The organism is Demequina sp. NBRC 110053 (assembly GCF_002090095.1).
Classification (GTDB): domain Bacteria; phylum Actinomycetota; class Actinomycetes; order Actinomycetales; family Demequinaceae; genus Demequina.
In genome coordinates this window covers 1,432,675-1,455,247 of record NZ_BBRJ01000002.1, presented here as the reverse complement: position 1 = coordinate 1,455,247, position 22,573 = coordinate 1,432,675, and the positions used below count along the sequence as shown (strand labels likewise).

The window sequence follows — 22,573 nt, the reverse complement described above, 5'->3', positions numbered from 1 at the left end:
TGAGCGCGTCGAGGACGGGGGGAGGGCCCATGCAGTACTCGCGACTGCGCATCGACGGTGCGTATCGGGCGGACACGAGGACGTTCACCGACGATCGCGGCGTGTTCCTCGAGTGGTTCAAGGACGCGCCGTTCGCTGAGGCGACAGGGGGCACGTTCGCGGTCGCGCAGGCCAACTGCTCGGTGTCGAACGCCGGGGTGCTGCGCGGGATCCACTTCGCCGACGTCCCACCGGGGCAGGCGAAGCTGGTGACGTGCGTCGCCGGAGCCGTGCTCGACGTCGTGGTCGACCTGCGCATCGGCTCGCCGACCTACGGCCAGTGGGACGCCGTCATGCTCGACGATGTCGACCGGGCCGCGATCTACCTCGCGGAGGGCCTGGGCCACGCATTCCTGTCGCTCGCGGACGGGTCGACGGTCGTCTACCTCTGCTCGGCGCCGTACGCGCCCGACCGCGAGCACGAGGTGTCGCCCCTCGATCCCGCGATCGGGATCGACTGGCCCACCCGCGGTCGCGACGGCCGGACGCTCGAGATCCGGCTGTCCCCCAAGGATGCCGCCGCGCCCACGCTCGCGCAGGCTCGCGAGTCGGGCCTCCTCCCGACGATGGAGCAGGTCGCGGCCTGGGAGGCCACCCGATGAAGGTGCTCGTCACCGGCGGCGCCGGGTTCATCGGGTCGAACTTCGTGCACCTCACGCTGCGCTCACGCCCGGAGGCGGCCGTCACCGTGCTCGACAGCCTCACGTATGCGGGGAATGCCGCGTCCCTGCCGGACGACGAACGGGTGCAGCTCGTGAAGGCCGACATCGTGGATGCCGACACTGTCGACGCCCTGGTCGCGGACGCGGACGTGGTCGTCCACTTCGCCGCCGAGAGCCACAACGACAACTCCCTCGACGATCCCACGCCGTTCCTGCACACCAATGTGATCGGCACGTTCACGCTGCTCGAGGCGTGCCGGCACCACGGAACCCGCCTGCACCACGTCTCGACCGACGAGGTCTACGGGGATCTCGAGCTCGACGACCCCGACAGGTTCTCCCCGACGACCCCCTACAACCCCTCATCGCCGTACTCGGCTACCAAGGCGTCCTCCGATCTGCTGGTGAGGGCGTGGGTGCGGTCGTTCGGCGTCGAGGCGACGCTGTCGAACTGCTCGAACAACTACGGCCCCCGTCAGCATGTCGAGAAGTTCATCCCGCGCCAGATCACGAACATCCTCGACGGGCAGCGACCCAAGCTCTACGGGGCGGGCCTCAACGTGCGCGACTGGATCCACGTCGATGACCACAACGCGGCGGTGTGGGCGGTCATCGACGGCGGCCGGCCCGGCCAGACGTACCTCATCGGGGCCGACGGCGAGCTCGACAACCGCACGGTGATGGCCGCGATCGTGCGCGAGATGGGCCTCGAGCCAGACGCCTTCGACCACGTCGAGGATCGTCCCGGGCACGACCTGCGGTACGCGATCGACGCGTCGCGCACGCGCGAGGAGCTGGGCTGGTCCCCGCGCTTCAACGACTTCGCAGCGGGCCTGCGCGACACGATCGCCTGGTACCGGGACAACGAGTGGTGGTGGCGGCCGGCGAAGGCGGCCACCGAGCTGCGCTACGAGCGGATCGGGCGCTAGGGGGGACATGAAGGGCATCATTCTCGCGGGCGGGTCGGGGACGCGGCTGCATCCCATCACGCAGGGGGTGTCGAAGCAGCTCGTGCCGGTCTACGACAAGCCGATGATCTACTACCCGCTGTCGACGCTCATGCTCGCCGGGATCCGTGAGGTGCTCGTCATCACGACCCCGCACGACGCGCCGCACTTCGAGCGCCTGCTGGGCGACGGCTCGCAGTTCGGCATCACTGTCGCGTACGCCGTGCAGGCGGAGCCGCGCGGGCTCGCCCAGGCGTTCGTGATCGGCGCCGGCTTCGTCGCAGGTGACACGGTGTCGCTCGTGCTGGGCGACAACATCTTCTATGGCCCCGGGCTGGGCACCCAGCTCACGAGGTTCGAGGGTCTCGAGGGCGCCGCGGTGTTCGCGTACCGCGTCGCCGATCCGACCGCCTACGGCGTGGTCGAGTTCGACTCGCAGGGCCGCGCGCTGAGTCTCGAGGAGAAGCCGGCTCGCCCGCGGTCGGAGTATGCGATCCCCGGCCTGTACTTCTACGACCAGGACGTGGTCGAGATCGCCCGCGCGCTCGAACCCTCTGCCAGAGGCGAGTACGAGATCACGGACGTCAACCGCACCTACCTGGAGCGCGGCACGCTGCAGGTCGAGGTGCTCCCGCGCGGCACCGCGTGGCTCGACACCGGAACCTTCGACTCGCTCATCCAGGCTGGCAACTTCGTCCAGTCGGTGCAGCACCGTCAGGGCCTCTCGATCGGCTCGCCCGAGGAGGTGGCGTGGCGCAACGGGTGGCTCGCGGACCACGAGCTCGCGGAGCGCGCGGCGATCCTGGCGAAGTCGGGCTACGGCGACTACCTCGCCGGGCTGCTCGAGGCCGGTCGCTGACGGACTACTGCGCGTAGCCCTGGAAGATCACCGAGCACGCCATCCCGGCGACGTCCTCTCCCGGCTGCGCCACGCGGTCGGTGTCGTCGAACGCGACGCCCACGCATCCCACGCCCGCGTCGAGGAACCGCGGGTCCACAAGATTCGGGAGCTGCAGCTCATCCGCGGCCCAGGTGTCCACGACCTCGGCCGCGGTCTGGTCGGAGCGCGACACGTTCTCGCCTGCGTAGTCGAAGTCGCCGCAGTCGGCGGGCAGCTCATCGGTGGGCGCGTCGTCCGCGCCGGGCAGCCTGCCGGCTCGCTCGCGGGCGTGGACCTGGAGGCAGTCGTTCGGTTCGAGTCGCGCCCTCCCCTGCCCGAGGCGCATGGCGTTGATCTGGTCGAGCAGCTCCTGCTCGAACTCGTGCGGTGGGGGCATCGTCACCGGCTCTCGCGCGGCGCACGCGACGGTCGCCGATGCGGCAGCCAGGACCACGCAGCACGCGGCGCACCACGTGCGGAGGGCCGATGCGCGGGTCGCGTCGGGGGGCCGAGTCACCGGTTCAGGGTAGCGAGCCGCTCGATGGGGGTCGGCACCTGGACCGAGGCTCAGCCGTAGAACATCTGCGAGCACACCCAGCCGCCGATGTCGTCCTCGGCTTCGGCAGGCTCGGTCCGATCTCCGGTCGCGTGTGCCACGCACGCGATGCCCGCGCGCGTGAAGTCGTCGCTGAGGATGTTCTCGCGATGGTCCTCCGACTCCATCCACAGCCGGTGGAGGTTCGCTGCTGGCGCATCACCGCGGACCAGGTTCTCGCCGACCAGCTCCCCTTCGCAGTCGAAGGAGAGCGGCTCGTGGGCCAGTTCGTCGAGGGCGCGAGCGGCCTGGGCGCGGTGTCCCGCCTGCTCCGCCGCGCAGTCCGCCCATGCGAGCCTGTCTGCGCCCTCGTCGTCTCGGGCCTCGTTCGCGAGGGTGAGGAGGTGGCGGGCGATCTCCTCCGCGCGGGCGGCCAGGGAACGGCTCGCGGCGTCGCCGCCATCGGCGGGCGCGTCATCCGCGTCGGTCTGGCCCTCGTCGCCGGGACTCGCGCTGATGCGAGTGTCGGCGCCTTCGGACTCGGCGCCCTCGGACTCGGCGCCCAGCGCGGGCGCCGTGGCCGTGGGCTCGACGAGCGGTCCCTGGCGCTCGGGCAGCGAGGGCGTCGACCTGGGCGTCGCCGGCGCGGCCTCCCCGTCAGCCGAGCATGCCCCAAGGAGGGCGGCGATGGCGACGGCGCCCAGCGCGGCGCGCGGCAGGTGCCTCCGATGCGACTGCATGCTCTCCACTGTCGCACCCACGGGCGGCGTGCGCACCAGGAGCACGACGCCACGCACGTCCGCGCGAGTCCCCCCGTCACGGGGCCCGAAGGCGCTGCTGCGGAAGATCAGGCGTGGGGAAGACGCTCAGCCAGCAGCTCCGCGAGATGGCGGCCCCGCACCCCGGCGAGGTCGTCGGCCTGAGTTCGGCAGCTGACGCCGTCCGCGAGGTAGATCGCCCCCTCCGGAGCCCCGCGCAGCGCGGGCAGCAGCGAGCTCTCCGCGACCTGCACCGAGACGTCGTAGTGCCCCTTCTCGGTGCCCCAGTTGCCTGCCAGTCCGCAGCAGCCCGCGGTCTCCGTGACCGTTGCGCCGAGCGCCGCGAGCAACTCGCGATCGGCGCCGAAGCCCACCACCGAGTACTGGTGGCAGTGCGGTTGCACCACAGCCGTGACGTCGTCGAGGCGGGGCGCGACCCACGCGTCGGAGGGGGCCACGGGTGCGCGTCCGGTGAGCACCTCAGCGAGCGTGAACGTGCCGCGCGCGACGGCGTGCGCGCGCGGATCGTCTGGCAGCAGCTCGAGCAGGTCGCTGCGCAGCGTCGCGGTGCATGACGGCTCCACCCCGATGATCGGCACCCCGTTGACCGCCCATGGCCCCAGCACCGTCAGCAGGTCCTCCAGGCGCTTGCGCGCCGCATCGAGCTGTCCCGTGGAGATCCACGTGACGCCGCAGCACGCCTGCGCATCGGGGACGATCACCTCGAGGCCGGCGGCCTCGAGCACGCGCAGGATCGCGCCAGGGATCTCGGGGTCGAGGCCGTCGCTGAAGCTGTCCGCCCACAGCACCACCCGGCGGCCCGCCGATGCGCGTGCTGGCCCGGCATCGCCCGTCGCCGTGGCATCGGCGTCGGCGATCTGGCCGCCGGCGGGGCCCTCGAGGTCGCCGTCGCCTCCGCCTCTCATGCCGCGCGCCGCGCTTCCGCCGACCTGGTCCTCGCTGGCCGAACGGCGCGGCGACCCCGGTTCCACGCCGAGCGTCGAGGCTCGCCGCGCGCGGGCATCGGCGCTGCGGTGGAAGGGTGCCGCGAACGTGGGCAGGCGCCGGCGCGTGTCCATGCCCGCCGCGCCCACCGCGAACCGCTGGATCCATGCAGGCTTGAGCACGGCATTAACGAGGCGAGGGGCGACGCCGACGACGCGCAGCCATCGCGGAAGCCATCCGATGGAATAGTGAGTCAGAGGCCTCACTTTGCCGCGGTAGGTCCGGTGGAGCACCTCGGACTTGTACGCGGCCATGTCGACCCCGGACGGGCAGTCAGAGCTGCAGGCCTTGCAGCTCAGGCACAGGTCGAGCGACTCGCGCACCTCGGGCGCGGTGAGCCCGCCGATGAGGGTGCCGTTGATCGCGTCCTGCAGCACGCGGGCGCGGCCGCGCGTGACGTCCTTCTCGTCCTTGGTCGCCGTGTACGAGGGGCACATGAATCCACTGCCGGAGCCGATCGCATCGGCACGGCACTTGCCCACCCCCGTGCACCGATGGACGGCCTCGGTGAGGTCCCCGTGATCGTGCGCCCACGCGAAGCCCCCGGACGAAAGTCCCGCGCGCGGAGCGGCCGGACGGCGCAGGTCGGCGTCGAGCGGCGCCGGGTCGACCACCACGCCGGGGTTGAGCAGGCCTGCGGGATCGAAGAGCGCCTTAACCTGCCCGAACAGCGCGATCGCCTCCGGGGAGTACATCGCCCTGAGGAGCTCGCCGCGAGCGCGGCCGTCCCCGTGCTCGCCTGACAGCGAGCCGCCGTGGCTCGCGACCAGCGCCGCGGCGTCCTCCATGAAGGCTCGCAGGGGACGGCCGGACTCTGACAGCGGGATGTCCAGGCGCACGTGGATGCATCCGTCGCCGAAGTGACCGAACGGCTGGCCCGTGACCCCGTGGCGGTCCATGAGCTGGTCGAAGTCGCGCAGGTACTGGCCTAGCCGTTCCGGCGGGACGGCGGCGTCCTCCCACCCCGGCCAGCACTCCTTGTTGTCCGCACTGCGGCCCGCGAGACCGGCGCCGTCGGCGCGGATCGCCCACAGTCTCGCCGCCTCGCGAGGGTCATCGAGGACCCTGACCCACTCCGTCCCCGCGTCCGCGCGCACGCGCGCGAGGATGTCCCGCGCCTCGTCCTCCGTGTCCGCGCCGACCTCGATGAACAGCCAGCCGGCTCCGGGCGGCAGGTCCGGGATCGCGCCGTCGCCCTTCGCGAGCCGGATCCGCTCGACGAGCCGCGCGTCGAGACCCTCGACGGCATGAGGACCGTGGGCCATGATCGGCATCACGGCGTCCGCGGCGGTGGGCATGTCCTCGTACCCGAACGCGACGGTGATGCGGTGCGGCGCGATGTGCACCAATCGCACGGTCGCCTCGAGCGTCGTGGCGAGCGTGCCCTCGGTTCCCACGAGGAAGCGTGCGAGATCGGCGCCGTTCTCCGGCAGCAGGTGCTCCATGGAGTAGCCGCTCACCTGCCGGTCGAACCGGCCGAACTCGGTGCGCACCAGTGCCAGGTGCTGGCGCACCAGGTCGGTCAGGCCAGCCACCGCATCGGCCGTTCTGGGACCAGCGACGAGGCGGCGGCCGTCGCCGGTGACCACGTCGAGCTCGAGCGTGCTCTGCGCCGTCTTGCCGTAGGCGACGGCGTGCGGTCCGCAGGCGTTGTTGCCGATCATCCCGGCCAGGGTCGCGCGGTTGGTGGTCGACGGGTCGGGCCCGAACCGCAGGCCGTGGGGAGCGGCGGCCTTCTGAAGCTCGGACAGCACCACGCCGGGTTGCACGCGGGCCGTGCCGCGTTCGGGATCGACGTCGAGGATGCGGTTCATGTGCCGGCTCGTGTCGATCACGACACCAGGGCCGATGCTGTTGCCGGCGACGCTCGTCCCGCCGCCTCGCATGGTGACCGAGGCGCCCGCCGTGCGGGCCGCATCGAGAGCCGCTTGCAGGTCGTCGGCGTCGCGAGGGAACACCACGACCGCGGGAGGGATGCGGTAGTTGGAGGCGTCCGTGCTGTACTCGGCGCGGCGGCGCGCGCTCGCGTCCACGTCGCCGTCGACCGCCTGGCGGAGGAGCGCCTCGAGATCGCGGGTCTCGGCAGCGGTCGTGGTCACGTGAGTCATTGTTCCACGCACCACCGGGACCTCCGGCAGGCGGGCGCCCGGTCGGGAGCAGCGGGCTGGGCGCACTGGTCGTGCAGATGGAGCCGTCGAGGTTCAGGAATCGTGCGCGAGGTCCGCGGATGGTAGCTGACCGCGCCGCGGCACGCCGCCCTCACATGCGCGCGTGTCGGCGACTTGATAACGATTCGGGTGTGACTTCCGTCACACGAGCGCGCCCCTGTCACATGTGTCACTTCTGTCACATGTTCGTGTTGACAGTGTGAGAAACGTCACTAGCGTTTCTTGATGCGGGGGGTGCTGAGGGGGCGTCAGAGCGGCGACCTTGCCCTCCGCGAGCTGGGGAGGACATCGTGAAGCTGAGGACGCGCATGGTCGCAGCCGCGAGCGCTGCCGCGCTCGCGCTAGGGGGGTGGGCTCTGCCCGCCTCAGCCGAGGGGGCGTCGGAGGGTGCGGGGGGCACCTCCGGCGACGTCACGCTCGCGGCCGATGCGTCCTCGCAACCCCAGGGGGGGACAGACTCTGATCAGCCGGGCGCCGAGCCTGGGGGCGATGCGTCGGCGTCCGGCGGGTCAGAGTCCACGGTTGGCGACTCCACGGTTGCCATGTCCCCTGAGCCGAAGCCTGCTCGGCCCGATGCCGCGCCGCCGGAAGCGGGGCCCGGCGCGGACGCGAACGCGGCCGAGCGGTCCGCGGACGACGGCGAGGAGCTGGGCGAGGGGCCCACGCACTCGACCACATCGGTGCCACGGGCGCGCGCAGCGCACACCTCCCCGCCCACCGACCCACAGGATGAGCCACAGGAGTCCGGGAGCATCCAGGTCTGTCACCTGTACGCGGAACGCGGCGACCATGGCGAGTTCGACGCGCTGGAGATCGATGCGTCCGAGTTCGATCCCCAGATCCACGCCGCGTGGACCGGCGATGCGGAGGACTGCTGGGAGGGCCAGCAGGAGATCGTCTGCTGGCTGCTCCCCGCGGACGGATACCACCTGGAGTTCGACGAGGAGGTGGGTCAGTGGTGGGGGACGCCGGGCCAGTACGCGATCTATCCCCAGACGCTCATCGACTGCGAGGAGACGCCGGCGTGCCACTGGGTCCAGATGGACCTGTACGACATCGACAGTCTCGCCGATCGAGAGCTCTACCTCGGGCTGCTCGAGAGGGGCGAGCTCACCTGGATCGGGGAGGGCGAGGCCGGATACTCCGAGGACGGCCCCATCTACGTGAACCACACCTTCATCCCGCCCCGGGACTGCTTCGAGTGGAGCCACACGTCGGGCACGTGCGAGGACCCCGCGGGAACCTTCGACTACTCCGTGAGCGTCGGAGCCGAGCACCCTTCCGTGCGCTTCGAACTGCATCACGCCCCGAGCGCAGGAGGTTCGCCCGCGCTCCTCACGACGCTGGGCACGGTGGCGAGCCACGACAGCGCGACGTTCGACGAGGACGAGCTCGTGCCAGGCGTCTATGAGCTGCGAGCGTTCACGGCCGACGAGTCCGCTCCGCTCCCCCACCTCGAGGTCACCTTCGAGGTCATCGCGCCTCAGGGATGCGGGGACCTGCTGCCCACGGTGCTCGGCGGCACCTGCGTGGACGGCGTCCCGTACCTCGGATTCACGATCGTGCTGAACGACCCTCAGGGCGAGGTCACCTATCCCGAGGACGCTGAGATCCTCTTCCTCAACGCCAAGAACGGCGATGGCGACCACGCGATCGCGCTCGAGCTTCGCCAGGAGGGGAGCTACGAGCACGGTGGCACCTCCTACAGCTACTCGGCCACCGGGACCACTCACACGTGGGAGGGCCTGCTCCTGTGGCCGGGGGCCGCGGTCGACTCGTCCGGGGCCGCGATCGGCTGGCCCGGGTGGCAGGCGCACGCCGACGGCACCTACACCAACGTGGGGCTGTCCAACTTCGGGTGGACCCGCGGCGGCGTCGACATCCAGGTGAGCGTGAACCCGACCATCACCATCGAGGACGTCGCCTACCCCGCGACCGCGCCGGAGTGCGATGGCGTCCTTCACGAGGAGGTCTGCGAGTACATCGACGGGCAGTCGATGAAGGTCACCTACTACGGGACGGCGCCCGAGGGATCGATCCGCTGGATCGACGGCAACGAGTGCGCGCCGGTGCTGATCTGCGTGGAGGACGGCGACGGCTACACGTCCATGGAGATCATGGCCTCGGAGCTGCAACCGACCGACCGCCTCTGGGACGAGGACGCCGCGTTCCAGGGAGGCTGCGCCGAGCCCCAGGAGCCATCGCTGGCGGGGTCCTTCATCGGCGAGCTGTGCGTGGCCGACTCCCCGTGGCTCGAGTACGACATCTCGATCCACAACCCCGACAACCTGCCCCTGGACGGCGTCTCGGACGGCGAGGAGCCGCGCGCGACGATCACCTTCCTCAACGACGGCGGACCCGACTACACGCTTCCTGGAACGTATGCGCTGGGTGCCGGCCGCGTGCTGTGGCCAGGTGCGACTGTGGGTCCGGCGGACGGGCTCAGCGTCGCCGACATCGACCCGTACGACTCCAGCACCTTCGTGCCCACGGACTGGCCCGGATGGATCGACGACCCGGTCGATGGCTGGGTCGAGGTCGCCGATCCCCAGGAGGACTTCGGCTGGACCCGCGATGGCGTCCAGGTGCGGGTCCAGGTCAACCCGGAGTTCACCGTCGAGGTGAACTACCCGCCGGCCACACCGACGTGCGTCGCCTCTCCGCCCGAGGAGTTCGAAGGCGTGCTCGGCGCGCCGCCGCTCCCGGCAGCTGTTCCCGTCAGAGGAGTCGCCACATACGCGGGCTGACCCCCACGCCCGCACCATGGAAGCGCCCGCTCCGCGAACCCTCAGCCGCGGGGCGGGCGCTTCTATGCTGACTCGCGCGGCTCGCGCGGCACCGACACCGGGTTCGCGACGCTCGACGGCGCGCTAGGACACGTATACCGGGGTGCCCAGGGGCAGCCCCACCTCGGTCACGAGCTCGGTGATGGCATCGTTCGGCAGCCGGATGCACCCGCTCGACGCGAGCGTGCCGATCGAATCCGGCTCATCAGTGCCGTGAATGCCGATCACCGCGTCGCCACCTGCGAAGGAGTCGAGCACGGGAGAGTACCCCGACAGCCCGTACGCGTACGGCCCATAGACGCCGTCCGGGTTCGGAGGCTGGAGGAGCTCACGAATGTAGTACACCCCACCGGGCGTGGGGCGGTCGGCGCGACCGACACCGACCGCCGACTCGAGGACCACGTCCTCGCCGTCGTGGACCGTCAGCTCGAAGTCGTCCAGGTCAATCTCGATGCGCATGGTGGTGGAGCCGAGCGTCACCGAGTCGACGCTGATCCATCCCGTCGAGCCATTGGGGCGGATCGGCAGGTGAACCTGGACCCACTCGCCGCTGGCGTCCTCGTCTTGGACCAGGAAGGTCAGGGGCGTCTGGTCGGGCACCGTGAGGACGTCCTCCGCCGCGACCGTGCTGACCAGGTTGCCGTCGGGCGCGTCGTAGACGTCGACGCTCGAGTCGGTCGCGGTCGCGACGATGGCGCTCGTCGGAGCGGCCACCGAGGGAGCCTCGTCGACCTCCGGGGACCGGGATGAGTCCGGGGCGCTGACCTCGGGCACCGGCGTGCCGCTCGCGACCACCTCGCTCTCGTCCGGGCTCGAGTCGCCCGTGCAACCCGCGAGCGCGAGGACAGTGACGACGACGGCTGCTACTGCGTGCACGGCCGTCGATCGGTGCGCACCACGCAACCCTGACATCGAACTCCCCTCGCCTCGCCTCAGTCTAGCCGCGGGCGAACGGGCGCATCGGTCCTCCTCCATGCTTCCCCGCAGACGATGAGCACCCCCATCGCCCGCCGGATGCGGCCCGCAGCGGCTGCTGGCTCACACGATGCCTGAGAGACTGACCCGGTCCAGCGATGAAGGAGTTGCCATGACCCACACGCGTGAGACCGAGCTGCTCGACTCGGTGCCCGACGGGCTGTACATCGGCGGCCAGTGGCGCGACTCGGCAGACGGCGCGACGCTCGATGTCCGGGACCCGGCCACCGGCGAGGTCATCAAGACCATCGCATCGGCCACGCCGGCAGACGGCATCAGCGCGCTCGACGCCGCATGCGACGCGTTCCCCGTCTGGGCCGCGACGCCGGCACGCGAGCGCGGCGAGATCCTGCGCCGCGCCTTCGACCTGCTGATGGAGCGCGCGGACCAGTTCGCCCTGCTCATGACGCTCGAGATGGGGAAGCCCCTCGATCAGTCGCTCGGAGAGGTGACGTACGGCGGGGAGTTCCTGCGCTGGTTCGCCGAGGAGGCGCCGCGCATCGCGGGCCGCTACGGTGCCAGCCCCGAGGGCACCGGCCGGGTGATCGTCACCCAGCATCCCGTGGGCCCGTGCTTCCTCATCACCCCCTGGAACTTCCCGCTCGCGATGGCGACGCGCAAGATCGCGCCCGCGCTCGCCGCAGGCTGCACGGTGGTCGTCAAGCCCGCCTCGCTCACGCCGCTGACCACGATGGCCCTCGCGGCGCTGCTCGAGGAGGCCGGCGTGCCCGCAGGTGTGGTGAACGTCGTCACCACGAGCTCGTCTGGCGCAGTGTCCGAGCCCATCATCCGCGACCCGCGCCTGCGCAAGCTGTCGTTCACGGGCTCGACCAGCGTCGGGGTCGCGCTGCTGGAGCAGGCGGCCGGCGGGGTGCTGCGCACGTCGATGGAGCTGGGCGGGAACGCGCCGTTCGTGGTGTTCGAGGACGCGGACATGGACGCCGCCGTCGAGGGTGCGATGGCGGCGAAGTTCCGCAACATCGGCCAGGCGTGCACGGCGGCCAATCGGTTCATCGTGCACGCGTCCGTCGCCGAGGAGTTCGCCGTGCGGGTGACCGAGCGCGTCGCCGCCATGCGGATGGGGCGCGGGACTGACGATGGCGTCGCGATCGGTCCGCTCATCGACGCCACGGCCGTCGACAAGGCCGATGCGCTCGTCACCGATGCCGTCGGCCACGGCGCGACGGTGCTCGCCGGGGGTTCTCGGGTCGACGGGCCCGGCACCTTCTACCTGCCGACCGTCGTGTCCGGCGTGGTGCCGGCGGCGGACATCTGGCGGGAGGAGATCTTCGGTCCTGTGCTCGCCATCGCGACCTTCTCTACCGAGGAGGAGGCCGTCGCCATGGCGAACGACACCGAGTACGGGCTCGTGTCCTACGTGTACACGCAGTCCCTGGCGCGCGGGCAGCGGATGATCGAGCAGCTCGCCACCGGGATGATGGGCCTCAACGTGGGCGTGGTGTCGAACGCCGCTGCGCCGTTCGGCGGCTGGAAGATGTCCGGCCTGGGTCGCGAGGGCGGAGCCGAGGGCATCCACGAGTACCTGCAGTCCAAGTACACGATGACACCCGCGTAGCACGTCGGCCCGCGCGCCTGCCGCCGAGGACGGGAACGCGGCGGCGGTTAGCATGCCCGTATGGCGACTTCACCGATCGACGACGTCCAGGCGGGCGGGGACATCCGCCTCGGTCAGTTCCTCCAGCTGGCGGGACTCGTGGACTCGGGCGGCGAGGCGAAGCAGGCGATCCGGGACGGCGAGGTGCTCGTCAATGGCGAGGTCGACCTGCGTCGCGGGCGCCAACTGCGGGTGGGCGACGTCGTGACCATCGCAGGGCGCAGCGCTCGCATGAGCGAGTAGACGGCAACGACGACCCTGCGGCGATCTCGTGTGGACGGGCGGATGCTTGCCGACACGACCACGGATCGAGGAGCACGAAGGCCCCGATCCTTCCGGACCGGGGCCTTCTCGATGGAGCCGCCTAAGGGAATCGAACCCTTGACCTATTCATTACGAGTGAATCGCTCTGCCGACTGAGCTAAGGCGGCGGGCCCCCAGCTGGCCGGGGGTGCGAGTAGCTATCTTAGCGGGTCAGCACTCAGTTCCCGAATCCGGCATCTGCCCGCCCACGAGGAAGCCGTCGACCGCGTCGATGACGCACGCGTTCGAGCGTCCGTAGGCCGTGTGGCCCTCGCCGTCGTAGCTCAGCAGGGTGGCGTCGAGATGCTCCGTGAGCGACTCCGACCACGCGTAGGGCGTCGCGGGGTCGTTGGTCGTGCCGATCACCAGGATGCGGTCGCCGACCGTCGCCGCAGCGTCGAGGGACGTGATGTGCTCGTCCGCCGTCCACGGCCAGTTCTGGCAGCCGGTCGACGAGGCGAACCACCAGCCGAAGGTGGGGGACGCCTCCGTCATGGTCGCGCGCAGGTCCTCGTACTGCTCGATGCCCCACGGCTCCTCGGGCTCGACGTCCAAGCAGTTGATGGCCGTGAACGCCCACTGCGAGTTCGACAGGTACTCGCCCGTGCCTCCATCGCGGTCGAGGTAGAAGTTCGCGAGCGTGTAGAGGATCCCGCCCGTGCCCTGGTCGATCACCTCCTCGAATGCCAGCGCGAGGTACTCCCACGATGCCTCGTCGTACAGCGTCACGACGATCCCGTAGACCATGAGGTTGCCGTTGAGCTCCCAGTCCTCTCCCGTGAAGAGGGGATCCTCGCGTGCGCTCGCGAGCATGTCCTGGATCTGCTCTCGCGCCGTCTCGATGTCATCGTCGAGCGGGCACTCGTCGCGCGTCGAGCACCACCGCAGGAAGTTGGTCAGCGCGTTCTCGAAACCCTCGGCCTGCTGAATGCCGACCTCCTCGCCCGGCAGGAGGAAGTCCACGGCGCCGTCGAGGACCAGCCGGCCGACGTTCTCCGGGTAGAGCTGCGCATACGTCGCGCCCAGCTGCGTCCCGTAGGAGTAGCCCAGGTAGTGCAGCTCGTCATCACCCAGCACGGCGCGGATGACGTCCATGTCCCGCGCTGCGCTCGCGGTGTCGACGTTCTGAGCGACCCGGCCCGAGCCGGCGCTGCACAGCTCGGCGAACTGCGCGTTGAGCTCATCCCACGCCTCGACGTCCTCCTGCGTCTCGAGCGGGCGGTCGGGGAGGTAGTAGTCGTCGACCTGCTCGTCAGTGCCGCACACGAGCGGCGTCGACTCCCCCACGCCGCGGGGATCGAATCCGACGATGTCGTAGGCCGCGAGCAGGTCGTCGCCCGCCATCGCTGTCAGGCTCAGCGTCAGGTCGAGGCCCGACCCGCCGGGTCCGCCAGGGTTGATGAGCAGCGAGCCGATGCGCTCGTCGGGGTTCTCCGCCGGCGACCGGTTGATCGCGAGATCCATGGTGGGTCCGTCGGGCTCCGACCAGTTGAGCGGCACCTGGATGGTCGCGCACTCGAGCTCATCGCAATCCGTCCACGTCACCTCCTGCTCGTAGACGCCCGTTGCGCCCGCCGAGCCCCCGTCCGACGTCGCCGGAGCGGACGTGTCGCCGCCAGCCTCGCCAGGCGAGACCTGCGTCTTGTCGGGAACGCACCCGGTCAGGAGCAGCAGGGCGACGGAGGCGCCGGCCAGCGCCCGAGTGCGTGGGGTCATGCGAACACTCTATGCGGCGCGGCCGAAGAGCCGATGCGCGGGCGGTCTGGGTGCGGCATACGCGCCGCCACGGTCCCAGGACGCGCGTCGGCGTCGGCGCTGGGCACGGACGGCCGCCCTTCGGGCTCGGGGTGGTGCCGCGGGCTGCCCGGGCCGCTCAGGCCGCCGCGCGTGGCCGCAGCGACAGTGCCATGGCCTCGAGCGCGAGCAGTGGCGCAACGTTCGACGCGAGGCGCTCACGCGTCACGGTCAAGGCGTCGAGGCAGCGGATGGTGTCCGCGAGCGAGGTGCGGCCAGCGAGAGTCTCGAGGTGGCCGCGGTGCGACTCGTTGACGAGCGGCTCGACTGCGCCCACCTGCAGGCACGCGACGTCCCGGTACAGCGACATGAGGTCAAGGATCGCGCGATCGAGCACGTCGCGCTTGAGCCGGGTCGCCCGTCGCTTCTGATCATCCTCCAGCTGCTTGACCTGGGCACGCAGGGCGGGCGGGAGCCGACCCCCATCATCCGCGCCGAGCGTATGGAGCAGCTCATTGCGCTCGGCGACGTCGCGCTCCTCGGTGGCGGCCTTCGCGTCCTCCTCCGCGACGGCGACCAGGTCCGCCGCCGCGAGCACCGCGTCCCCCACGCCGCGGATCTCCGTCGCGAGCGCGAGCACCTGATCGCGCCTGGCTCGCGCGGCCGGGTCGCGGGCGAGGCGACGCGCGACGCCGATGTGACTCTGCGCCGCATACGCGCACTGCCGCGCCAGGTCCGGGTCCACGCCGTCGCGCTCGACGAGCAGCTGAGCGACCACCTGGGGGTCAGGCACGCGCAGGCTCACGTGACGCGAGCGCGACCGGATGGTCACGGCGATGTCCTCAGCAGCGGGGGCGCACAGCAGCCACACGGTCCGCGGCGGCGGCTCCTCGATGGACTTCAGCAGCACGTTCGAGGTGCGCTCGGTCATGCGATCGGCGTCCTCGACCACGATGACGCGCCAGCGTCCCTCGCTCGGCGACGACTGCGCCGTCGCGATCAGCCCACGCACCTCGTCGATGGAGATGGTGACCTTCTCCGTCGCGAGCACCGTGACGTCCGCATGCGCGCCGCTGAGTGCCGTGGTGCACGCACGGCAGGTGCCGCAGCCTCCTTCGAGGCATTGCAGCGCGGCCGCGAAGGCGCGTGCAGCGTGCGAACGGCCCGAGCCGGGCGGCCCAGTGATGAGCCACGCGTGCGTCATGGCGTCGCGTTCGGCGATGGCTCGCTGCAACGGCACGATCGCGGACTCCTGGCCCACGACCTCGGCCCAGACGCTCACGGCGTGCCCCACGGCTCGAGTCCAGGGTCCGCTGCCGGGCCGACGGGCGCATCGGCGCTCCCGAGCCCGGCGCCGGCCATGGCTGCCCGCACCACAGCGGTGACGTCGACCTCGACGTCCTCGATGCTGCGCGCGGCATCCACCACCGCGTAGCGATCGGGGTCACGCGCGGCGAGGTCCAGAAAGGCCTGACGGATGAGTGCGGCGAATTCGGCGGTCTCGCGTTCGACGCGGTCGAGCTCGCGATCCAGGCGGCCCTGCGACGGCTCCATGTCCAGCACGATGGTGAGATCCGGCACGAGGTCCTCGGTGGCCCAGCGCGAGATGCGCTCCACCTCCTCCCCCAGTCCACGCGCGCCGCCCTGATACACGATCGACGAGTCCACGTAGCGGTCCTGGATCACCACGGCGCCGCGCTCCAACGCGGGCCGCACCTTCGTGTGGACGTGGTGGGCGCGGTCTGCCGCGTACAGCAGTGCCTCGGCACGGGGCGCGACGTGGCCGCCGTGCATGATCGCCTGTCGGAGCTCCTGACCCAGTTGCGTGCCGCCGGGCTCACGGGTGGTGAGGACCTCGAAGCCTCCACCGGCCGGCGCTCGCAGCAGGCCCGCGAGACGGTCGATCTGCGTGGTCTTGCCCACGCCGTCGCCGCCCTCGAACACCACGAAGAATCCCGCCATGGCTCCAACCTACCGGCGGGCGATGACACGACCGGAGCGCCGGGTGCCGGCTCACCGTGGCGGATTCGCCACACGCTGCTCAGGAACCGGCATGACCCCTGCTAGATTCGCCGCCGGCAGAGCCTCATGGTGAGGCGTCACGCGCCATCCAGCTAGGGGAGATCTCATGTTCGCTCGCGCTCGTGCCGCGGCTGCAGCCACCGCCACAGCCGCCATCGCGCTCACCACCGTCCTCAGCGGTGCGACCGCAGCATCGGCCGCCGCCTCCGATGCCGTCACCCTCAGGGTCGTCATCGCCGTGCCGTCACTGGGCTCTGAGAGCCCCCTCGTGTTCGATGCGGCCGGCGCCGTGGGCGACGACGACGTGCGGATCGAGACGTGGGACACCGGCGTGAACGAGACCGACGTGTGCCGCGATCTCACCGCGGGCATCGCCGTCGCCGACTGGGACGGGTGGATCGATCCCGGCGCCGACTGCCCGTTCACGACGATCACGATGACCATGAAGGCCACCGGCGAGTCGACGCTGGGCGGTGCGGGCGTGTTCGACAGCACCGTCTTCGACCCCGGCCAAGGAACGGTGACGTCGGGGGTGAGGAACGGCACGGCCACGGTCACGCTGAGGTCCACCACAGCGGGGACCTATGACTCCAGCGGCTCCGTGGAGCTCGGAATCCTGCCGCTCAGCGACATGCCCTTCGTCGACGTCCACGGCGACCGTGGCAAGAAGGGCTACTCCGAGCACTGGATGTCGATCGCCATCGTCGGACTGCAGGGCTTCTCGCAGGGCTGGGAGTCCTCCTCGGGAGCCCAGTACCGCCCGTTGGACCGCATGACCCGCGACGCCTTCGCCGTCTTCCTCCACCGGGGATTCGGCGCCGAGCCCATGGAGCCGTCTGACCTTCCGTTCGTCGATGTCTCGGCCGACCCCACGTCGCCGCACTACTCGGAGCATTGGGAGTCGATCGCGTGGATGTACCAGACGGGCATGTCGAGCGGCTGGGTCGCGTCGAAGGGCCGCGAGTATCGGCCCGAGACCCCGATGACCCGTGATGCCGTCGCCTCGTTCCTCTACCGTGCGTTCGCGGTCGAGCCCGGGGCGCCGGCGGCGCCATTCGTGGACGTCTCCGCGAACAAGGGCTCCCGCTACTACTCCGAGCATGCGCAGGCGATCCAGTGGATGCACGACCAGGGCATCTCGATGGGATGGTCGACGTCGAGAGGGCAGGAGTACCGCCCCACCTTGGCGGTCACACGCGATGCCGCCGCGGTGTTCGTGGTGCGCATGATGGGCATGCTCTGAGGCGCTGAGCACCTGCACCGCCGAGTAGCGCCGATGGCGCCGGTCCCCGTCGGGGCCGGCGCCATCGCCGTCCTGCTGCCCTTTCGAGTGCAACACGCCACACGGATCTGGATTCGGCGCTCGCGCGGGAGTAGACCTAAGGGTGAGGGGAGCAGGCATGCGCGTTCGCTGGGGAGCGGTGGCGGTGGCCATGGTGGTCGCACCGCTGGCCGCGTGCGCCCCGGACCCCGAGCCGCCCACCGCCATCTTCCTGGGCGACGCGGACACGGTGGGTGCGGCCCTGCCGGACGACCAGGCCGCGAGCCGCTGGCCCACCCTCGTGTCGCAGCACTTCGGCTGGCGCGAGGTGAATGCCGGGTGCGACGGCTCGGGATACGTGACCACGGGCGACACCTGCGAGACCACATACCGCGAGCGTGTGGACCGCGTGCTCGAGGAGGACCCTGACGTGATCGTGGTCTCCGGAGGCCTCGCGGACCTGGGCGGGACGCTCGGCGAGATCGAGGCCGCCGTGCACGCGACCTTCCTCACCCTCGACCAGACGTTCCCTGATGCGAAGATCTACGTCACCGGCACGCTGTCGGCCGGCGCGGGCTACGACGCCGAGGCGCTCAACGCGATCGTGCAGGAGCAGGCGCAGAGGGTGGGAGCCGTGTACTTCGACCTGGGCGACCCGCTGGAGGGACGACCCGAGCTGGTGTCGGCCGGCGGGCATCCGAACGCCGACGGCCATGCCGTCATCGCGGAGCTCACCTCGAATGTGCTGGGCGGGTCCTGAGCGCCGCCTGACGGACGCCGCCCTGCGGGAGCCAGCCCGCGCATCGGCGCTACTGAGCGGGCTGGCGCTCGTTGGGGTAGACCAGCCCGATCTGGTCGCGCACCTCATCCATGATGCGCATGATCTCGAGCGTCTGGTCGAGCGGCAGGATCTCGGACTCGGTCCGCCCCGCGGCGATGCCGCGTGCCACCTCGGCCGCCTCGTACTGGAAGCCGTTGGGGATGCGGCCATCGAACGTCCACGAGGTGCCGTCGTGCCGCTTCACCGTGAACGTGGTGGGCGCATAGAACGTGTCCGCGACCTCGATGCGGCCCTCCGTGCCGGAGATGACGGCGGTGCAGCCGGTGCGCGCTTCCATCGTGGTGTGCAGCGTCGCCTGCGCACCCGGGTAGCGGAACACCATCGACACCTGGTTGTCCACGCCCGTGTCGCGCATCTGGCCCACCGCGACGACGTCCTCCGGCACGCCCAGGATGTCGTGCGCGAACGAGATGGGATAGACACCGAGGTCCAGCAGCGCGCCGCCCGCCAGCTCAGGACGGAACATCCGCTCGACGTGCGCGAGGTGCTGACCGTGATCGGCCTGGACCGCGATGACATCGCCGATCTCCCCGCGCTCGATCACCGCGCGCAAGGCATCGCGGTGCGGAAGGAAGCGCGACCACATCGCCTCCATCAGGTACACGCCCTTCGCCCGCGCCGCCTCGATCACCATCTCCGCCTGGGCCGTGTTCTGCGTGAACGCCTTCTCGACGAGCACATGCTTGCCGGCCTCGATCGCGAGCAGGGCAGGCTCGTGGTGGTCGTTGTGGGTGGTGGCGACGTACACCGCATCGACGTCGGGATCGCTGACGACCTCCTCGTAGGAGCCGTAGGGGCGACCGGCGCCCACGTCCGCGACGAAGGCCTGCGCCTTGCCGGGCGTGCGCGAACCGACGGCCACCACGCTCGAGGCCGTGTGGCTCTCGATGGCGTCGGCCATCTTGTGGGCGATGCCGCCCGCCCCGAGGATTCCCCAGCGGATGGCGGGCGCGGACTGCGGCGTCGGTGTCGTCATGGCGCCAGCCTAGCGAGGAGCGGCGTCGCCACCTCATGGTCACGCGCGACGGACGTGAGCGGCCGGGCGGTGCGCTGGAGCCGACGCGCCAAGGGGACCTCCTCGGCGCGCACGGAGTACCGTGGGAACCAGGGAAGACCCTGCGAGGAGGCCACCATGACGGAGCCGAGCACCGCCACCCGTCCCGTGCGCGGAGACGTGCCGCTGGCCGCGGGCGCCCTGGGGTGGGCCGCGATGGGCGCAGCCCTCTACTGGGTCGCCGTGACGGTCGCGTTCCACTGGATCCGCGACGACCTCGCGCCGTGCTGCGCCTACGTGTCGAACTACGCGCGCGGCGAGTCGGAGTGGCTCATGCAGTCGGCATTCATCGTGCTGGCGTTCGGATGGATGGCGATCGGGATCGCGTTCGCTCGCACCCTGCGCGACGTGCGCGGGCAGCATTGGCTGACGGCCTTCGCCTTCGTCGCGGGAGCCGGACTGCTGGTGGCCGGCATCTGGCGGACCGACGATCTCATGGCACCCGAGACCACCGAGGGCGCCGTTCACACGATCGGCAGCCTGTTCGCGTTCGCTGGGCCCATCGCGTTCGGCATCGCTGCGGCGGTCGTGCTGCGCCGCACGTCGACGTGGCGCTCGCTCGCGACGCCCAACCTGTGGTTCGCGCTCGTCACCCTCGCGCTGTTCCTCACCTTCACCATCTGGGCCGAGACCGTCGGCGACGGGTTCGGCTGGTGGCAGCGCCTGGTGACGATGATCGTGATGCCGGGCTGGCTCGCGTGGCTGGGCTGGCAGTTCGCCCGCGTGCCGCAGCCGCGCTCGGGCGTCTGGGGACCGCCGACGTCCTGACGGAGCGCCTCCGACCTGACCCGCCACCCCGCACCTCTCGCAGGCCTCGATCGACACTCCCGAACATCCGCGCACCCGACGCACCGCGTCAGGGGCCTCGCGTCAGGCTGCGGTGCCGCGTGTCGGAATGGAGATGTTCGGGAGTGTCGAGTCGAGTGCGACGCGGCGGCGGCGCAGGACGGCCGATGCGCGGGCCGGGTCCCCCTGGCGCCCCGGCCCGCGATGGCCCTCGGCTCTCGCGGGGCTCAGCCCTCGTCGAGCTCGGGGATCGAGGGGACGCCGTCGACCACGGTGATCGGGGTGAGGTCGAGCGCCTCGAGGCCGTCGGCCCCCGGTCGGATGAGCGTGGCCGCATAGCTGCCGGGCTCGATCAGGTCGCCGCTGCCGCAGTCCCAGATCTGGTTCAGCTCGACGAACAGCGCCTCGGGATCGTGCGGCAGGTCGTCGCGCTCGGACCACGCCACGCTGAACACCCACGCGCCCACGCCGTCGCGCAGCACCAGCCGCGCCTCGTCCGGATCCGTGCGGGCCAGCTCGCCCGACATGCCCGGCATCACCGGGATCGGGTAGCCCCCCACGAGTGCATCGTTCCCGTAGCCGTAGAGACGGCCGGTCTCGAGCCAGCTGGGGATGACCACGTCGTACAGCGTCTCGCCATCGCTGCCGGGGCCCGCGGTTCCATCGAGAACCGCCGAGCACCCGAGGCCGCCGGTCCACGGGCGCGCGCCGAGCGCCTGTGTCAGGTAGCCCTCCTCGCCGAGAGCGGGCAGCTCCTCGGACGACGGCTCCTCGACCGGCTCGCCGCCCTCGGTCGCCCCTCCAGGCGCGGCCTCGCCCAGATACACCCAGGTCTGCAGGCCGTCAGCGGGCAACGACCAGTACGCATCAGGGGCGACCTCGCTCACACTCTGCTGGTCGACGCCATCGAGCACGAGGAACATCGCGCCCTCGACCTTGGGGATGGGCTGAACGTAGGCGCAGTCCGCTCCGTGGACGGCGTCGACGCCGCCAGGGGACAGTGCCCAGCCGCCCACGCTCAGCGACGTCCACTCCAGGTGCGGGTCCTGGATGCCGGCGCTGACGACGTCGGCGACCAGCCAGGCGTCCAGGCCCACGTACCACGGCTCGTACGCGGCTGGCAGAGTGAGGACGGGTTCGGCTCCCCACAGCTCTCCGGTGAGCCGATCCGCCACTCCTGGAAGCTCGACCTCATACTGCACGGACTGCTCGTGCGGCGCGCCAGCCGCCGCGAGGTCCCCGAACGGCGCGCACCCGACGTCGGGCTCAGGCACCACGAAGGCCTGGTACGAGTCGCCCTCCGGCGCGCGCAGCTCGGCGCGACCGTCGGACACCGCGTCGCCCTCAGAGGACGGCGACGGCGAGGAAGCGGGCTCGAGCGCGCCACCGAACCCTGGCAGCACGGACCACACGCCCACCGCCACCAGGGCGACGGCCGCGACCGAGCCCACACCGGCTGCCGCTCGACGGCGACGGCCACGTCGCACCCGCGTCCCGAGCGCATCGGCCGTCTCGACCGAGGTGAGTCGCTCGCTCGACCCGGCGGTCGCATCGGCGCCCACGCGTCCCAGCTCATCATGCAGATTCATGACCGTTCCTCCGTCTCCACCACGGCGACGCGCTCCGTCTCGAAGGCGTCGTGGCCCACCTCCACCGCGAGGCGGTCAAGGGCGTCCGAGAGATAGCGCTTCACCGTGCCCGTCGCGAGACCCATCGCCCCGGCGACATCGGCGAGCGTGAGGTCGTCGAAGTAGCGCAGCACCACGGCGGTGCGCTCCCGCGGCGCGAGGGCGTCGAGCGCCCTGGCCACGGCATCCGATGTCGCGATGGCCTCGGCATGGTCGGGAGCCTCCTCCCGCACCACCTGGCCGGGCGCCTCTCGACGCCACAGCCGCTCCCTGCGGAGCCTGTCCACGTGCAGCGTCCGCATCGCGGCCCGCACGTAGCCCTCTGCCGCGGCGGCGTTGGGGATGCGGCGACGCTTGACGAACACCTTGACCAGGGCGTCCTGGACCAGGTCCTCGCTCGCATGCTGCGACCCCGTGAGCAGGTAGCCGTAGGCGGCGAGCCGCCCGGACGCCCTCTCGAGCGTCGCGGTCAGCAGGTCATCGGCCACGGTCACCCCTTCCTCTCGCCACATGAACGGGCGGCGCGAGGAAACGGTTGCGGTCAGCCCGCGCCCCGCTCAGACAGTTCCGAACA

Annotated in this window: 19 protein-coding genes and 1 tRNA gene; 9 read left to right on the top strand and 11 right to left on the bottom strand. The window is 71.0% G+C overall.

Annotation, left to right across the window (positions count from 1 at the left end; genetic code table 11):
* The first annotated feature begins 29 nt into the window (after positions 1-29).
* The 3 genes from B7K22_RS06900 to rfbA are packed head-to-tail and all read left to right on the top strand — an operon-like array spanning position 30 to position 2,507.
* Positions 30-641 carry a dTDP-4-dehydrorhamnose 3,5-epimerase family protein gene (locus B7K22_RS06900; protein ID WP_084039212.1) on the top strand — a complete coding sequence of 204 codons (612 nt, stop codon included), beginning with the start codon at positions 30-32 and terminating at the stop codon, positions 639-641.
* Complete coding sequence (gene rfbB / locus B7K22_RS06895) at positions 638-1,630, top strand: dTDP-glucose 4,6-dehydratase (RefSeq protein WP_084039211.1); 993 nt, start codon at positions 638-640, stop codon at positions 1,628-1,630. Before B7K22_RS06900 ends, rfbB begins: the two co-directional genes overlap by 4 nt.
* A gap of 7 nt (positions 1,631-1,637) precedes the next feature.
* Positions 1,638-2,507, top strand: coding sequence for a glucose-1-phosphate thymidylyltransferase RfbA (gene rfbA, locus B7K22_RS06890; protein ID WP_084039210.1), 870 nt, complete (start codon positions 1,638-1,640; stop codon positions 2,505-2,507).
* A gap of 4 nt (positions 2,508-2,511) precedes the next feature.
* On the opposite strand, the gene B7K22_RS06885 is transcribed toward rfbA, so the two are convergent.
* The 3 genes from B7K22_RS06885 to B7K22_RS06875 all read right to left on the bottom strand — a co-directional run bounded on the left by B7K22_RS06885 (position 2,512) and on the right by B7K22_RS06875 (position 6,934).
* Entirely contained in the window at positions 2,512-3,045 is a 534-nt protein-coding gene (locus tag B7K22_RS06885; RefSeq protein WP_084039209.1) for a CAP domain-containing protein, read from the bottom strand.
* A gap of 50 nt (positions 3,046-3,095) precedes the next feature.
* On the bottom strand, positions 3,096-3,803 hold the full coding sequence (locus B7K22_RS06880) for a CAP domain-containing protein (protein WP_144276276.1): 708 nt from the start codon (positions 3,801-3,803) through the stop codon (positions 3,096-3,098).
* A 107-nt stretch (positions 3,804-3,910) separates the two neighbouring features.
* Entirely contained in the window at positions 3,911-6,934 is a 3,024-nt protein-coding gene (locus B7K22_RS06875; RefSeq protein ID WP_084039207.1) for an FAD-binding and (Fe-S)-binding domain-containing protein, read from the bottom strand.
* A 602-nt stretch (positions 6,935-7,536) separates the two neighbouring features.
* Between B7K22_RS06875 and B7K22_RS06870 the strand changes: the two genes are divergently transcribed.
* Positions 7,537-9,741, top strand: coding sequence for a hypothetical protein (locus B7K22_RS06870; protein ID WP_144276275.1), 2,205 nt, complete (start codon positions 7,537-7,539; stop codon positions 9,739-9,741).
* Between the two features lie 123 nt (positions 9,742-9,864).
* Here B7K22_RS06870 and B7K22_RS06865 read toward each other — a convergent pair whose 3' ends face one another.
* Complete coding sequence (locus B7K22_RS06865) at positions 9,865-10,656, bottom strand: L,D-transpeptidase (protein WP_159448793.1); 792 nt, start codon at positions 10,654-10,656, stop codon at positions 9,865-9,867.
* A 211-nt stretch (positions 10,657-10,867) separates the two neighbouring features.
* Here B7K22_RS06865 and B7K22_RS06860 point away from each other — a divergent pair, with 211 nt between their 5' ends.
* Together B7K22_RS06860 and B7K22_RS06855 are read left to right on the top strand one after the other, a co-directional pair.
* Positions 10,868-12,331: an NAD-dependent succinate-semialdehyde dehydrogenase gene (locus B7K22_RS06860; RefSeq protein ID WP_084039204.1), complete on the top strand. Its 1,464-nt coding sequence runs from the start codon at positions 10,868-10,870 to the stop codon at positions 12,329-12,331.
* A 60-nt stretch (positions 12,332-12,391) separates the two neighbouring features.
* A complete protein-coding gene (locus tag B7K22_RS06855; RefSeq protein ID WP_084039203.1) occupies positions 12,392-12,613 on the top strand; it encodes an RNA-binding S4 domain-containing protein in 222 nt (73 codons plus the stop codon).
* Positions 12,614-12,725: 112 nt separating this feature from the next.
* Here the strand turns inward: B7K22_RS06855 and B7K22_RS06850 are convergent.
* From B7K22_RS06850 to tmk, 4 genes are all read right to left on the bottom strand, one after another.
* Positions 12,726-12,801, bottom strand: a tRNA-Thr gene (locus B7K22_RS06850).
* A 43-nt stretch (positions 12,802-12,844) separates the two neighbouring features.
* Entirely contained in the window at positions 12,845-14,389 is a 1,545-nt protein-coding gene (locus tag B7K22_RS06845; protein ID WP_084039202.1) for an alpha/beta hydrolase, read from the bottom strand.
* 157 nt (positions 14,390-14,546) lie between these two features.
* Positions 14,547-15,689, bottom strand: coding sequence for a DNA polymerase III subunit delta' (locus tag B7K22_RS06840; RefSeq protein WP_084039849.1), 1,143 nt, complete (start codon positions 15,687-15,689; stop codon positions 14,547-14,549).
* Positions 15,686-16,369: a dTMP kinase gene (gene tmk / locus B7K22_RS06835; RefSeq protein WP_084039201.1), complete on the bottom strand. Its 684-nt coding sequence runs from the start codon at positions 16,367-16,369 to the stop codon at positions 15,686-15,688. The genes B7K22_RS06840 and tmk overlap by 4 nt, the downstream gene beginning before the upstream one ends.
* Before the next feature lie 166 nt (positions 16,370-16,535).
* Here tmk and B7K22_RS06830 point away from each other — a divergent pair, with 166 nt between their 5' ends.
* Both B7K22_RS06830 and B7K22_RS06825 read left to right on the top strand, forming a co-directional pair.
* On the top strand, positions 16,536-17,672 hold the full coding sequence (locus tag B7K22_RS06830; protein ID WP_084039200.1) for an S-layer homology domain-containing protein: 1,137 nt from the start codon (positions 16,536-16,538) through the stop codon (positions 17,670-17,672).
* A 157-nt stretch (positions 17,673-17,829) separates the two neighbouring features.
* Positions 17,830-18,450: an SGNH/GDSL hydrolase family protein gene (locus B7K22_RS06825; RefSeq protein WP_084039199.1), complete on the top strand. Its 621-nt coding sequence runs from the start codon at positions 17,830-17,832 to the stop codon at positions 18,448-18,450.
* Positions 18,451-18,499: 49 nt separating this feature from the next.
* On the opposite strand, the gene B7K22_RS06820 is transcribed toward B7K22_RS06825, so the two are convergent.
* A complete protein-coding gene (locus B7K22_RS06820) occupies positions 18,500-19,507 on the bottom strand; it encodes a Gfo/Idh/MocA family protein (protein ID WP_084039198.1) in 1,008 nt (335 codons plus the stop codon).
* Positions 19,508-19,663: 156 nt separating this feature from the next.
* Between B7K22_RS06820 and B7K22_RS06815 the strand changes: the two genes are divergently transcribed.
* The gene (locus B7K22_RS06815) at positions 19,664-20,353 is read left to right on the top strand and encodes a DUF998 domain-containing protein (RefSeq protein WP_084039197.1); all 690 of its coding nucleotides are present in this window, start codon (positions 19,664-19,666) and stop codon (positions 20,351-20,353) included.
* A 245-nt stretch (positions 20,354-20,598) separates the two neighbouring features.
* Here B7K22_RS06815 and B7K22_RS06810 read toward each other — a convergent pair whose 3' ends face one another.
* Complete coding sequence (locus tag B7K22_RS06810) at positions 20,599-21,960, bottom strand: hypothetical protein (RefSeq protein ID WP_084039196.1); 1,362 nt, start codon at positions 21,958-21,960, stop codon at positions 20,599-20,601.
* Positions 21,957-22,487 (bottom strand): sigma-70 family RNA polymerase sigma factor, encoded by a 531-nt coding sequence (locus B7K22_RS06805; RefSeq protein ID WP_159448792.1) that lies wholly within the window; start codon positions 22,485-22,487, stop codon positions 21,957-21,959. The genes B7K22_RS06810 and B7K22_RS06805 overlap by 4 nt, the downstream gene beginning before the upstream one ends.
* Positions 22,488-22,573: the final 86 nt, after the last annotated feature.

What these genes read in the sequence shown, in the direction of transcription:
- B7K22_RS06815 (WP_084039197.1), top strand. Translation starts at nt 19,664, where the DNA reads ATGACGGAGCCGAGCACCGCCACCCGTCCCGTGCGCGGAGACGTGCCG.
- B7K22_RS06875 (WP_084039207.1), bottom strand. Translation starts at nt 6,934, where the DNA reads ATGACTCACGTGACCACGACCGCTGCCGAGACCCGCGATCTCGAGGCG.
- B7K22_RS06825 (WP_084039199.1), top strand. Translation starts at nt 17,830, where the DNA reads ATGCGCGTTCGCTGGGGAGCGGTGGCGGTGGCCATGGTGGTCGCACCG.
- B7K22_RS06830 (WP_084039200.1), top strand. Translation starts at nt 16,536, where the DNA reads ATGTTCGCTCGCGCTCGTGCCGCGGCTGCAGCCACCGCCACAGCCGCC.
- rfbA (WP_084039210.1), top strand. Translation starts at nt 1,638, where the DNA reads ATGAAGGGCATCATTCTCGCGGGCGGGTCGGGGACGCGGCTGCATCCC.
- B7K22_RS06900 (WP_084039212.1), top strand. Translation starts at nt 30, where the DNA reads ATGCAGTACTCGCGACTGCGCATCGACGGTGCGTATCGGGCGGACACG.
- rfbB (WP_084039211.1), top strand. Translation starts at nt 638, where the DNA reads ATGAAGGTGCTCGTCACCGGCGGCGCCGGGTTCATCGGGTCGAACTTC.
- B7K22_RS06855 (WP_084039203.1), top strand. Translation starts at nt 12,392, where the DNA reads ATGGCGACTTCACCGATCGACGACGTCCAGGCGGGCGGGGACATCCGC.
- B7K22_RS06860 (WP_084039204.1), top strand. Translation starts at nt 10,868, where the DNA reads ATGACCCACACGCGTGAGACCGAGCTGCTCGACTCGGTGCCCGACGGG.
- B7K22_RS06820 (WP_084039198.1), bottom strand. Translation starts at nt 19,507, where the DNA reads ATGACGACACCGACGCCGCAGTCCGCGCCCGCCATCCGCTGGGGAATC.
- tmk (WP_084039201.1), bottom strand. Translation starts at nt 16,369, where the DNA reads ATGGCGGGATTCTTCGTGGTGTTCGAGGGCGGCGACGGCGTGGGCAAG.
- B7K22_RS06810 (WP_084039196.1), bottom strand. Translation starts at nt 21,960, where the DNA reads ATGAATCTGCATGATGAGCTGGGACGCGTGGGCGCCGATGCGACCGCC.
- B7K22_RS06880 (WP_144276276.1), bottom strand. Translation starts at nt 3,803, where the DNA reads ATGCAGTCGCATCGGAGGCACCTGCCGCGCGCCGCGCTGGGCGCCGTC.
- B7K22_RS06845 (WP_084039202.1), bottom strand. Translation starts at nt 14,389, where the DNA reads ATGACCCCACGCACTCGGGCGCTGGCCGGCGCCTCCGTCGCCCTGCTG.
- B7K22_RS06870 (WP_144276275.1), top strand. Translation starts at nt 7,537, where the DNA reads ATGTCCCCTGAGCCGAAGCCTGCTCGGCCCGATGCCGCGCCGCCGGAA.